Source organism: Lentilactobacillus buchneri (assembly GCF_018314255.1).
GTDB lineage: Bacteria > Bacillota > Bacilli > Lactobacillales > Lactobacillaceae > Lentilactobacillus > Lentilactobacillus buchneri.
The window spans coordinates 1,067,519-1,080,038 of sequence record NZ_CP073066.1 but is presented as its reverse complement, the minus strand read 5'-3'; the positions used below and the strand labels follow the sequence as shown (position 1 = coordinate 1,080,038).

At 45.4% G+C, this 12,520-nt stretch carries 11 protein-coding genes; 6 read left to right on the top strand and 5 right to left on the bottom strand.

The window, feature by feature from the left end; all coding sequences use genetic code 11:
* The first annotated feature begins 1 nt into the window (after position 1).
* Positions 2-1,006: a M48 family metalloprotease gene (locus KE627_RS05220; RefSeq protein WP_013727022.1), complete on the top strand. Its 1,005-nt coding sequence runs from the start codon at positions 2-4 to the stop codon at positions 1,004-1,006.
* Positions 1,007-1,083: 77 nt separating this feature from the next.
* Here KE627_RS05220 and KE627_RS05215 read toward each other — a convergent pair whose 3' ends face one another.
* The 3 genes from KE627_RS05215 to KE627_RS05205 are packed head-to-tail and all read right to left on the bottom strand — an operon-like array spanning position 1,084 to position 3,665.
* Positions 1,084-3,009, bottom strand: coding sequence for a copper-translocating P-type ATPase (locus tag KE627_RS05215; protein WP_013727023.1), 1,926 nt, complete (start codon positions 3,007-3,009; stop codon positions 1,084-1,086).
* Positions 3,009-3,281, bottom strand: a complete 273-nt coding sequence (locus KE627_RS05210) for a cupredoxin domain-containing protein (RefSeq protein ID WP_013727024.1) — start codon at positions 3,279-3,281, stop codon at positions 3,009-3,011. The genes KE627_RS05215 and KE627_RS05210 overlap by 1 nt, the downstream gene beginning before the upstream one ends.
* A 15-nt stretch (positions 3,282-3,296) precedes the next feature.
* Positions 3,297-3,665: a cupredoxin domain-containing protein gene (locus KE627_RS05205; RefSeq protein ID WP_146971963.1), complete on the bottom strand. Its 369-nt coding sequence runs from the start codon at positions 3,663-3,665 to the stop codon at positions 3,297-3,299.
* Between the two features lie 532 nt (positions 3,666-4,197).
* Between KE627_RS05205 and KE627_RS05200 the strand changes: the two genes are divergently transcribed.
* A complete protein-coding gene (locus KE627_RS05200; RefSeq protein ID WP_013727026.1) occupies positions 4,198-5,199 on the top strand; it encodes a ketopantoate reductase family protein in 1,002 nt (333 codons plus the stop codon).
* Here KE627_RS05200 and KE627_RS05195 read toward each other — a convergent pair.
* Entirely contained in the window at positions 5,187-6,029 is an 843-nt protein-coding gene (locus KE627_RS05195) for a prephenate dehydratase (RefSeq protein WP_013727027.1), read from the bottom strand. The two genes, KE627_RS05200 and KE627_RS05195, sit on opposite strands and share 13 nt — an antisense overlap.
* A gap of 230 nt (positions 6,030-6,259) precedes the next feature.
* On the opposite strand from KE627_RS05195, the gene KE627_RS05190 reads away from it, so the two are divergent.
* The 4 genes from KE627_RS05190 (at position 6,260) to KE627_RS05175 (ending at position 10,826) form a co-directional block, all read left to right on the top strand.
* Positions 6,260-7,207 (top strand): alpha/beta hydrolase, encoded by a 948-nt coding sequence (locus tag KE627_RS05190; protein WP_013727028.1) that lies wholly within the window; start codon positions 6,260-6,262, stop codon positions 7,205-7,207.
* Positions 7,208-7,441: 234 nt separating this feature from the next.
* A complete protein-coding gene (gene spxB, locus KE627_RS05185) occupies positions 7,442-9,196 on the top strand; it encodes a pyruvate oxidase (protein WP_056939219.1) in 1,755 nt (584 codons plus the stop codon).
* A 360-nt stretch (positions 9,197-9,556) separates the two neighbouring features.
* On the top strand, positions 9,557-9,961 hold the full coding sequence (locus KE627_RS05180) for a hypothetical protein (protein WP_013727029.1): 405 nt from the start codon (positions 9,557-9,559) through the stop codon (positions 9,959-9,961).
* Between the two features lie 112 nt (positions 9,962-10,073).
* Positions 10,074-10,826: an SDR family oxidoreductase gene (locus KE627_RS05175; RefSeq protein WP_371862042.1), complete on the top strand. Its 753-nt coding sequence runs from the start codon at positions 10,074-10,076 to the stop codon at positions 10,824-10,826.
* A 69-nt stretch (positions 10,827-10,895) separates the two neighbouring features.
* Here the strand turns inward: KE627_RS05175 and KE627_RS05170 are convergent, their stop codons facing one another.
* Positions 10,896-12,089, bottom strand: coding sequence for a PucR family transcriptional regulator (locus KE627_RS05170; RefSeq protein WP_056939217.1), 1,194 nt, complete (start codon positions 12,087-12,089; stop codon positions 10,896-10,898).
* Positions 12,090-12,520: the final 431 nt, after the last annotated feature.

Sequence of the window (12,520 nt, the reverse complement as noted above, 5' to 3'; positions counted from 1 at the left end):
AATGGATACCATAAATCAGCAAGTTCAGCAGAATCGACGACGAACCTGGTCAGTCATGGCTTTCTTTGTTGTTTTAATTGCCGTTATTGGCTTTCTAATTGGGTTGGTGTTTGCGGTTGCCACCCAAGATGAAAGTATTGATTGGCTGATTCCGACTTACACGATGGTTGGCTTTCTCATTGGGGCGGCCATCTATTCGTTCTTTGTCTACATGAGTGTGACCAACATTTTGATGAAATCTGCCAATGCGCATCAACTCCAAGAATCAGACGACCCGGAATTGTTTAACATTGTCAGTGACTTGGTGATGGTTGCCCATATCCCAATGCCGGCAATCTATTTGACGGATGATCCTTCTCCAAATGCCTTTGCAACCGGAAGAGATCCGCAACACGCTGCGGTTGCGGTTACTAAAGGTTTGCGGGAAATGATGAACCGTGAAGAGTTGGAAGGGGTTTTGGCGCACGAAATCTCGCATATCAAAAACTACGATATCCGAGTATCATCGATTACCGTTGCCTTAACCACGTTTATTGCCGGGGCCGGGACAGTTCTGATTGTTTCCGGAATCAGCTTAATCAGAGGTGGCCGTTGGTTCAGCTGGTTCGGCAGTGACAGCGACGATGACGCCAAATCCAGTTGGGCAATTGCGGTTGGAATTTTAGTTTTTGGACTCATCATGTGGCTCGGCGGCTGGATCATCCGCGCAGTCGGAGTGCCAGTTGCCCAAATCCTCCAGTTCTCTGTTTCACGTGAACGGGAATCATTGGCCGATGTTTCCGGGGTTAATTTGACCCGGGATCCGCAAGGCTTAATTAATGCATTAACCTTGTTAAAAAATGACACCACACCAACCAACAATCCGACTGCCAAGAGTGCCGCGCTTTATATTAATGAGCCGGTCACCCGGCAAGGAAAAACACCTTTTTTGGCCAAGATGTTTGATACCCATCCACCGTTGGATGAGCGGATTGCCAGGCTTAAACGACTGCTGGGTGAACAATAACCAATTCAAATTATGTATGCAAATGGGCAACCGACTCGTGTTTTGACACGTCCCGGTTGCCCATTTTATATTTTAGATTATGCCACTTGTGCACTAGGCGTAATTTTGGTTCGATTGAGCAATACTGAACTGGTAACGACTGACAGGGAACTCAAGGCCATTGCCAAACCAGCCAATTCGGGACTCAAGGTCATTCCGATAAAGTAGAATACTCCAGCAGCAACTGGAATTCCCAATACGTTATAGACAAATGCCCAGAATAGGTTCAACTTGATCCGGTTAAATGTCTTCTTGCTAAGTTCCAATGCCTTGTAAACGTCGCGGAGATCATTTTTAACTAAGACAATTCCACCGGACTCAATAGCGATATCGGTTCCGGATCCCATGGCAATGCCGACGTCAGCGGTGCTCAAGGCTGGAGCATCGTTAATACCGTCACCGACAAACGCCACTTTGCCGGCGCTTTGAAATTGCTTGACCTGGTCGGCCTTGTCGGCTGGCAGCACGTCGGCAACGACTTGATCAATGCCAACTTGGCTGGCGATTGCCTGTGAAACTGCCTGATTGTCACCAGTCAGCATGACTGTCTTTAGCCCTTGTGATTTGAGCGCTGAGATGGCATCCTTTGAAGTCGGCTTGGGAGCATCTTGAATGGCGATTAGGCCAATAATTTGGTGACCTTGGCCAACAAAGACGACTGTTTTGGCTTGTGACTGTAAAGTTGCCATTTGTTGTTTAAATGTGTCACTCACTTCAACGTCATTCAACAACTTGGCATTGCCGACAAAGGCACTTTTTCCATCCACCACGGCTCGAACGCCCTTGCCTTCAATGGCTGAAAAGTTTTCAGCAGGTGAGTAATCAATGCCGTGCTCCTTGGCATTCTTGATAATTGCGGTTGCCAATGGATGCTCGGATGAGGCTTCCAAACTTGCGGCAATCTTTAAGACTTGGCTGGCGTCGCCAACAATATCTGTGACTTGGGGCTTACCAACCGTAATCGTTCCGGTCTTATCAAAAATGACTGTTTTAACATCGTTGACAGCCTCTAAAACTTCACCATTTTTAATCAGGATTCCCATTCGGGCACTGCGGCCGGTTCCCACCATTAAGGCGGTTGGTGTTGCTAAGCCGAGTGCACATGGGCAGGCAATGACGACCACTGAGACTGCAAAGATCAGGGCGTTGGCAACGCTGGCACCAATGAAGACGTACCAGATTAAGAAGGTTGAAATGGCGATTATCAATACCAGCGGGACAAAGATTTCCGAGACTTTATCGGTTAATCCTTGAATTGGCGCATGACTATTCTGAGCTTTTTTGACCAATTCGACGATCTGAGCCAGCATGGTGTTTTTGCCCACTTTGGCTGCTTTGAAAGTGAACGTTCCAGTCCCATTGACTGTAGCGCCAACAACTGAATCACCGGCCTTTTTTTCAACCGGCATACTTTCGCCAGTAATCATTGATTCGTCAATCGTTGATGACCCACTGACGATTTGGCCGTCAACAGCAATCTTTTCACCTGGCCGAACTTTGATGAGGTCACCGACGACAATCTCTGAGATTGGGACTCTGACAATCTTGCCATCACGGACAACTTCGGCATCTTTCGCCTGTAAATTGACCAATTTTTCAACGGCATTGGAGGCATTGTTGCGCATCCGTTCTTCAAAGACCTGTCCAAGCAGAACAAATGTGGTCACGAATGCTGCACTTTCAAAGAACACCGGCTGGTGAGTTGCCATCGCATAAATGCTGTAAACATATGCCGTGGTCGTTCCGATCGCCACTAGGGTGTCCATATTGGAGTGGTGTTTTTTAAACGATGCCCAGGCACTATTGATGAATGGGCCGGCTGCGACGATCATCACGATCGTGGTCAGAATAAACATTGTCCATTCCCCGCCAGGCATCATCCAGCCGAATGGCTTTAGAATCATCTCCGCCAACATTGGCAGCGAAAAAATCAGTGCGATCCAAAATCGTTTTGTGATAGTCATTAGACAACCTCAACTTTCCCTTTGAACATGTCCATGCCACAGCTAAAACCAAATTCGCCAGCCTGGTCCGTTGGCACTTGAACCGTCTTGGTGACGTTGACTGGGAGTTCTTCAGAAAAGCCGAGTTCATTGGAATGGACAACATCCAAGCACCCCTGGTCATTAATCCGTTTGAAATTGATTTCGGCTGGCACACCCTGCTTCAATTTGATGACAGATGGCTGATAGCCCCCGGCGACGGTTACGTTAACTGTTTGTTTATTTTCATTCATGATTGATTCCTCCATTTATTTAATCACTAATTTGCCGTGAAACATATCCATTCCGCAGGCCCGTTGGAACTCTCCGGATTGGCTGGTATCGATTTCAACTGATTCTTTTTGGTTCTGCGGTAACGCTTGGTTGATTCCAAAGTCCGAAAAGACGACTCGATCCAAACAGGATGATGAATCTGTTCGGGTAAAGTTCAGGGTCGCGGGAACGCCTTGCTTCAACACAACCACTTCCGGTGAATAGCCACCTTTGACCTCAACATCGACGATTTGCTGATCATCGTTAACCTTGGCGTTGGTTTGAGCAACTTGGTGCTTGCCGAAGAACCACCAGCCGATAAAACCAATCAAGGCTAATCCAGCAATTAAAACAACTATTTTCAAAAACCCATCTCCCATTCGTCCAAAATCTACATGTGTAAACTTTAATTGTCTATATCTTATCGCCAAAGGTTACACTTGTCAACGCGAAAAACGGAAATTCTTTCAAACCATGACTACAAATGGATTCTCCGAGGCTGCTTCAGGCATTTTAAAAAAAGTTTCCAAATTTTGGTTGACAATTAAAATCTCGTGAGTTAGATTATAGGCACATTAAAATTTGATTGAAAAAATGCAGCGATGAGGAGAGTAGATTCGTCTAACCATTTCAGGGAGTCCCGTTAAGTGAGAAGGGATGATGGTGATCGAATTGAAAGTAGCCTCTAAGCAGTAGATGCGAAGTGATGAGTATCTTCGGTGTGCACCCCTTAAAGTGCCAGTGTATCGTCAGCAATGGCCGTACATGATGAGACGATTTGTGTGAGCAGATCGTGAATTTAGGTGGTAACACGCGAAAGCGCCCTTAATCTTAGAGATAAGATTAGGGGCGCTTTTTTCAGTCAAAAATAAAATAGAAAATTGGAGTGTGGTTTTTATGAAGTTTGCAATGATTGGTGCAGGCGCAATGGGATTACGATATGGTATTTTACTGCAAGAGGCTGGCAACGATGTCACATTTATCGATACATGGCAGCCACATATCGACAAGATTCGTGAACAGGGTGGTGTATATGTGATGCGTGATCATAAGGACCGCCATTTGACTAAGATTAAATTGGAAACCCCAGAAACCTTTGATGGCCATCCGGACATGTTTATTTTCTTTACCAAACAAATGCAGCTGCAAGATTATCTTGATCGCTGTTCACATTTCTTCCACGAAGATCAATACGCCTTCACTGCGATGAATGGGATGGGCCACATTGAAAAACTACAGAAGTACTTCGCTGATGACAAAATCATTGGCGGAACCGCGTTAATTGCGACCGTGCTTCCCGGTCCCGGCGAGGTTGACTTCATGGGTAAGCGGGGTGCCGGCAAGATGAACATGTGCCCACTCAACGAAAAGCCGGACGCAATGTGCCAGGCACTCTTCGATGAACTGCAAAAAGCCAAGATGAACCCAACCTTAACGGATGACTTCACCGGAACTTTGATGACCAAGGTTATCTTTAACTCAGTTATTAACACGATTTGTACCATGTTCGAGTTACCAATGGGTGAATTTGGCAACTTCAAAGGGGCTTATCAAATGGGCCGGCAATTGATTGATGAAGCCTATGACATTTGTGCCCGAGCTGATATCAAATTAGTTTCCAGCCGTGACGAAGAAATGGCTGCCCTTGACCACAACACCCGAATCGATATGCCGCTTCATTACCCATCAATGTATCAGGATATGATTAAGGACCGGCCAACTGAAGTTGATTACATTAACGGCTACATTGCCGAACTTGGCCGTAAATACCATTATGAAGCCAGCACCCATTTGTTTGTTACCCAAGCTGTTCACCTGGCAGAATTTCATCGTCAGAATTTGGCCAAGCAACGTGCCATCAAGGCTAAGCAGGAGGCCCCAGCAGCTCAGACAGCATAGTAGCCGAGGGGATGAACCTGATAATTGGCAGCCATTCGCTCAAGCGTCTTAAAGAGATCAGCTTGCTGATCACGGGTTCCAGAGACTTCGAGATAAAATGAATAGACCCCTAACTGCGTTTTGGTCGGCAAGGACATTAATGCCACCAGATTTAATTGGCTGGCCGCAAAGTAGCCGAGAATGTTGTAGAGGGTTCCCGGGTGATCGTTGAAAGCCGGCGTGACAAATAGTGGTGCCTTGAACTGGTCAGTCACTAATGTTTGCTGGGCAAGCCTATCCAGGTGCGCTCGTCTTGATTTGAACACAATGAACCGCGTGCTGTTATCGTCTTGGTCTGCGACATTATCCATCATTAACGGTGCGGATAAATCGCCCATCTGCGATTGGGGGATGATCGCCGCGTCGCCCGGCTGGCCGGACTGGAACTTCTCCAGTGAAATCATGTTTGATGATGTGGTGATGATTTGCACGTTGGGGATGGTTGACAATAACTTCTGGCACTGACCCTCAGTCTTGAATTGAACATAAAGTCGTTTAATTTGTTGTAAATCAGCAACGTTTGCTACCAGGCCAAAATCAACTGGAATGGTGACTTCGCCGATTTCCGTGACGTTGGCGGTCTGCAGGCGTTGAAGGGTTGCGGACACATAACCGTCAAGCTGGTTTTCTAATGGCAATAAACCAAGGTTGTCGCCGGAAACGGCTTGGTAGACTTGATCGAAAGTGGGATGATAGTCAAAAGTCACGTTGGTTAATGGCTGGGTTTTAAGATAAGCTTTCGCGGCTGCGTCGGCAAAGGTGCCGGCTGGCCCGAGGACTGAAAATTTCATGATATAACCACCTTGTCGTTGGAATTGAGATAATGCTGTTATTATCTCACACTGGATTTCGAAATAATGATAAAAATGAAAGAAAACTCTTTTAATATCTGTGGAAGCGGAAAATTCCCTGATACTTGGAAGAGTTTTTGTTTTTGTTAAACAAAAGTAAAGTCGTTTGACTTCATTCCAACGAGTAACTACTATTAATACTAACGTTTAAGGGGGATTAACAAAAATCAATGAAATTAGCAAACATCAAACCATCAAAATTCAAAACACTGATTTTACCGCTGACGGCTATTACTGCCGGCAGTTTTTGGGTTAGTCTCAAACTCTTTGACATCGCGTTTAAGCGGGTCGATTATGTCCCTGAAACTTCGAAAGAAAAGCAGCAGTACGCCGATCTCTACTATCAATATGTGGATTGGTTCCATCAAATGCCCTCTGAAGAATGGTATTTGAACCGCAATGATCCCGACAAGCGGATGGTGGCAACCTACATTCCGGCCGAGGGCATTTCCAAGAAGACGGTCATCATTGCCCATGGGTATAAGGGGAACCGGGAAACAATGGCCAATTACGCCAAAATGTTTCACGAAATGGGCTTTAATGTCCTGACACCCGATGACCGTGGGCATGGTGAGAGTGCCGGCAAATACATCAGTTTTGGCTGGCTGGATCGTTTGGATTACCTGAAGTGGATCGATCAAGTCATTGACCACGTTGGCGAAGACGGTAAAATCTTACTTTTCGGCGTCAGTATGGGTGGTGCGACGGTGGAAATGCTGTCGGGTGAACGCCTGCCTACTCAGGTCAAAGCCATCATTGCCGATTGCGGCTATTCAAGCATTAAGGAAGAACTCACTTATCTGTTGAAGAAACAGTATCATCTCCCGGAATATCCGGTTGAACCAATGGTGAGTGAAATTAACAAACGGGCTGCCGGATTTGGCCTCAACAGTGCTTCATCGGTCAAACAGCTGGCCAAGAACAAACGGCCAATTCTATTTATCCATGGCGGCAAAGACACTTATGTGCCGGCCCACATGGCTTACGAGAACTACCAAGCCACCCACGCACCCAAGCAAATCTGGATTGTCCCAAACGCCACGCATGCCGAGAGTTTCTGGTATGATCCGGTGGCTTATAAGCGGCGGGTTCAGGAATTTCTGAGAACTTATTTTTAACCATGCAAATCAACTGAAAAAAGTGTTGGACATCTGAAAATGCCCAACACTTTTTCTATTTATAATGACGTCATTTATCGTTTTCAAGTTTACATTAAACCAACTGGTTATACTTACGAAAAGTAAGTCTAAATGCTGGCATTCCATTTTCAGCATGCCTATACTTAATAATTGAACCAAAGATATATTGGTGTTTCACCATTACATGATATCTAAATGAAGGAGATTTTGTTGATGACTAAGATGATTGCAGGACAAGCTTTAGTTAAAGTACTTGAAGACTGGGGCGTGGACCACGTCTATGGAATTCCCGGCGGCTCAATTAATCATACTGTCGAAGGACTCTACCTTGAAAAAGATAAAATGAAGTATATTCAGGTCCGTCATGAAGAGGTTGGCGCCATTGCAGCTTCTGCTGATGCCAAATTCACCGGAAAAATCGGTGTCGCATTTGGTTCAGCCGGCCCTGGTGCAACACACTTATTCAACGGATTATATGATGCCAAAATGGACCATGTTCCAGTGTTGGCGTTAGTTGGCCAAGTGCCACAGCCAACAATGAATACCAATTACTTCCAGGAAATGGATGAAACCCCGATGTTCAGCGACGTTTCGGTTTATAACAAACAAGTCACAACCGCTGATCAGATTCCTTACGTTGTTAACCAAGCAATCAAGGAAGCTTATCGCCAAAAGGGTGTTGCCGTGGTTATCTTGCCAGAAGACTTAACCTCTCAAGAAATTGATTACACACCAACTCGCACGCCATTAACGGTTGCTGACGATTTCAAACAGAGCGTGGATCCGAAAGCTGTCGACGACACTTTGAAGATGATTAAAGAAGCCAAGCACCCATTGATTTATGCAGGCCGTGGCTTGTTGGGCGCTCGCGACACCTTAACCAAGTTCTCTGAGCAGTTTAACATTCCTGTGATGAACAGTGTGCCAGCCACCGGTGTGATCAGCACCGACCATCCTAACTTTGTCGGAGCGACTGGCCGTCTGGGCACTAAGTCAGGATTTGAGGCGATTCAAAACGCCGATTTGATCTTATTCTTAGCTTCAGAGTATCCATTTGCCAACTATTGGCCACAAGATACCAAGATGATCCAAGTCAACAATAACCCTTACGATATTGGTAAACGAATCGACGTTGATTACGCCGTTATCGCTGACGCCAAGAGTTACTTACAAGCAATGATTAATACTGGTGAGAGTCGGCCAAAAGATGCTTGGCTCGAAGCCAACCAAGAGAATAAGCAGAACTGGGACAAATGGCTCGAGCAATTGGCTGATGATGACAGCGATGGTTTGAACGCCGAATCAGTTACCAAGAAGATTGCCGAGTTGGCTGGTCCTAACGATACCTATGCTGTCGATACTGGAAATGTTTCAGAGTGGGGTGTCCGTGGCCTGCCAATGAACAAGAACCAACGCTTCGCAATTTCCGGATTGTTTGCAACCATGGGCTTTGGCCTTCCTGGCGGTCTTGCTGGTGCTTTGAGCGTTCCAGATGCGCAAGCTTGGTCACTCTCTGGTGATGGTGGTTTTGCCATGGTCGCCCCAGACATTTTGACTGAAGTTCGCTACAAGCTGCCAGTGATCAACGTGGTCTTCTCAAATGACCGCTTCGGCTTTATCTGGTACGAACAAATGCAGACCAAGCAACACTTCTACGGTGTTGACTTGAACGATGCTGACTGGGCCAAAGTTGCTGAAGGCTTGGGTGCAATTGGCTTCACTGTCAAGAGCATTAAGGATCTCGATGAGGTCTTTGCTAAGATCAAGGATCTGCAGGCCTCTGGCAATCAAAAGCCAATCGTTATCGATGCCAAGATCAAGCAGGACGATCCGGTCGCAACTGCCTTTATGCCGTTGGATGCTCAAAAGTACGGTGAAGAGACCGCTGAAGGATTTGCAAAGCAATATCACATTGATCGCAAGCAACAACCATCATTGGAAGAACTGCTGCGTTCAAAGGAAAAGTAGTCGATATATGAGTTCGTATGAAAGTGGTCAAATCTTTACAATGATTTGGCCGCTTTTTTACGTTTGCTTCGTGGCGCTCAGAATTAAAAGAAACTGAAACGCTGCCGGACCTGTGAATGAGTTGCTAATGTTACAAAACGATTACGACAATTAGGCGAAGATTGATATACGAGTTTGTGAATTTTACATTAATGAAACATTGTTATATCAGTCTATTCATCACTAATAAGATTGTGCATAATCAAATGGTAACCGCTAACTTAATATTTGGTAAAGGTGAAAATGTTACACCAACATTTCATTGACATCATCCTGTAACGTGGCATAATGAGTTTAATCTTTTAGGGAGGTAGCATGATTATGAAAAAATTTGCAACAATCATTACCGTAGCTTCACTGGCATTACCACTTGCTTTTGCAGCCCCATTGGCCGTATCAGCCGCAACAACACCGACCACGACTGCAGCCAAGACCAAAGGTACCACTTACACTATTGCTAAGAACGGTGTTAAGAACTTCAAGGCGCGTGCATATCACATTAAGAAGAACATTACCTTATATAAGGGCTTCTTCTATGCCGATGCTGGCAAGGTAACCTTTACACCTAAAGGTAAATTGACCAAACCAATGACATATAGTGTTACCCGTTCGGTCACAGTCGCTGCAACTAAGACATCCAAGGCTAAGACATTCTTATATGTTAAGGGCTATGGTTACGTTCTTTCATCACAAATTACCAAAGGACGTTACATGTCAGCTGACTAATTGAATTTGAATAAATGATTAAGCTTCATCCTTCTATAATCTGGTCAAGAGCAATTGTGTTCTTGGCCTTTTTATATGGGGTATAATTGAGAAAATTGATATTGAAGAGGCGATTGCAGTGACTGCAACTTTAACTTTAATTACCGGTGCTGATAAGGGGATCGGCTTTGAAACGGCGATGGCGTTAGCTAAACTCGGCCAACATGTCTTATTGGGATCCCGCCATCAGGATCAAGGGCAGCAAGCCGTTGATAAAATCCGGCAGGCAGGTTATGATGCCGAGCTGGTGATTTTGGATGTTACCAAACAAAGTGATATTGACCGAGCCAAGGCAAGAATTGATGAAAAATACGGTTACCTGGATGTTTTGATTAATAACGCTGGGATTGCTTTGGATAATCACGAAAACGCCGAAACTTTGTCCACGAATGTGATCCGGGCTGAGTTTGATGTTAATTTCTTCGGCACCGTCAGCATGATCCAGGCATTTATTCCGCTGCTAAAGAAATCCAAGTCTGCCAAGATTATCAACGTTTCCAGCAATATGGGCTCGCTGGGGCTGGCGTCAGATCCGAATTCGCGCTTCTATCACGTTAGCTCCCTGGGCTATCAATCCTCCAAAGCGGCGGTGAACTTCGCCACGATTACATTTGCCAAAGAGCTCAAGGATACCCACATCACAGTCAATTCTGTTAACCCGGGATGGACCGCAACTTCCTTTGGCGGCCGTGATGTCAGCCAGCCGGTGCCACAAGGGATGCAGTCGGTCCACCAGGGGGCCCAGCAGATTATCAAGCTCGCCAGTGATCCTACCAATGAACTGAATGGGACGTTTACCGAGAATGAGGGGACGCTTCCCTGGTAAGTTGAGTCTATTCAAAAAACAAAAACGGCACCAACTCGATTTGCTCGGGTTGGTGCCGTTGTGCGATGGTCATTCATTATTCACTTTGGCTAATAACTTTTTAATAAAGGCAATGTAGATTAAAAACTTGTCATTGGTCAGCCGGTAATCCAGACCAGTTCGTTTGTAGATCATCTCCAGCCGATAACGAACGGTGTTGGGATGCGTAATCAGAGCTTGACTGGTCTTTTTGACGGATTCGTTTTGTCTGAAAAATTCCCGGATGGTTTCAAACATCTCATGATTCTCCAATAACTGGTCCATCTCTTCCGGGTACAGACGACTATCTTGAACTCTTGAGAGCTTTTTCACCAGGTCCCACAGGCTGACGTCCCGGTAAAAGATTGGCCGTCGTGACCAGTCCAAGGTTTTAGCGATGTTGATGCCGAAGCTGGCCTCAATATAGGAGCGATGAATTTTTTTGGCCGGGTGGGCATTGGAGACGCCCTCGTAGACGGTAAAACGAGGAATGCGGACATTACTAATCAGCCGTTTAAAAGGAATGCGGTCATCGGGCGGCAATTCCATTTGTTCGTGGTCAAAGAAGGAAATCGCGGTCGCACCATCAGCTGATTCAACGATAAAGTAGGTTTTGATTCGTTTTTCCTGTTGGACTCGGTCAAAAAACGCCCGGATTTGATTCATCAGGTTGAACTGGACAGCAATTCGTTCACTTGGTTTGGGCATTTCCGATAATGAGATTCTGGCGACTCTCACTTTGAGACTGTATAGGTCAACATTCTTCAAACTGGAGATGAAGTCGAAGTCTTTATCCGAAGCGGAATTGGTTTTTAATAAATAGTCCAGATCCAAATCGGCCATCTTATTGATCCGGCGGCCCTCAAACAGAATGGCGTTAATGTCATTCATGATTTGAATGTAGGTGGTATTTTCCCGAATTTGAAATAGCGGGAAGGCTAAGTGCGTACAGTAATCGATTAACGTCTGGGGGATGTCTGATTCCTCATTGTCTGCGTAAGGCTTAATCATCAAGCAGCTGGCTTGTTTTTCCACTAATTGGTGAATCAACGTTTTGGCTGTCTCAATCTTTTCGGGCATCATCCGAGAACTGGTAATCACGATTTGACCGGCCTGTGCCCAGCCGTCAGCCGTGCCGCTGTCCATAATGGTAATCGCGTTGACCTTGCGATTGGCCAACGGTACCTGGTTGACTTGAACAATGTACTTTTGCTCTTTATTGGCGATTTTCTGCAAATCAATCACAAATCTCACCTCCAAAATCCGACGGTTTCATTACCATTATGGTAACGCTTTTTTAAATCTTAGTACATATGAATTGCCAAAATGATAGCTGTTTTGTTATCAAATGTTTTGTCGAGAGCGATTTTGGACATTTGTGCTAAAAAAACGTTAATTTTTTGGAGGAAGACACAAAACTTTTAGGCTGTCGGGATGATACACTCATCCTTGAAAGATGACATCCTTCAACATCCTTCAAAACGAAAGATCGAGTGCTTATTAGAAGGTGTACGCCATGTATTTACTTGACGTGATTCAATATTGTCGATGTCCCCCAATTGGGGAATCACCCTTCCATTGCCATCATGACGCTTGGAGTTAAGATCCCCTTCAGAGTGTTACTAGACTTACGAGTGGCAGAAGCTGTTAGATGATGCAGTAATATCAACTGAGAG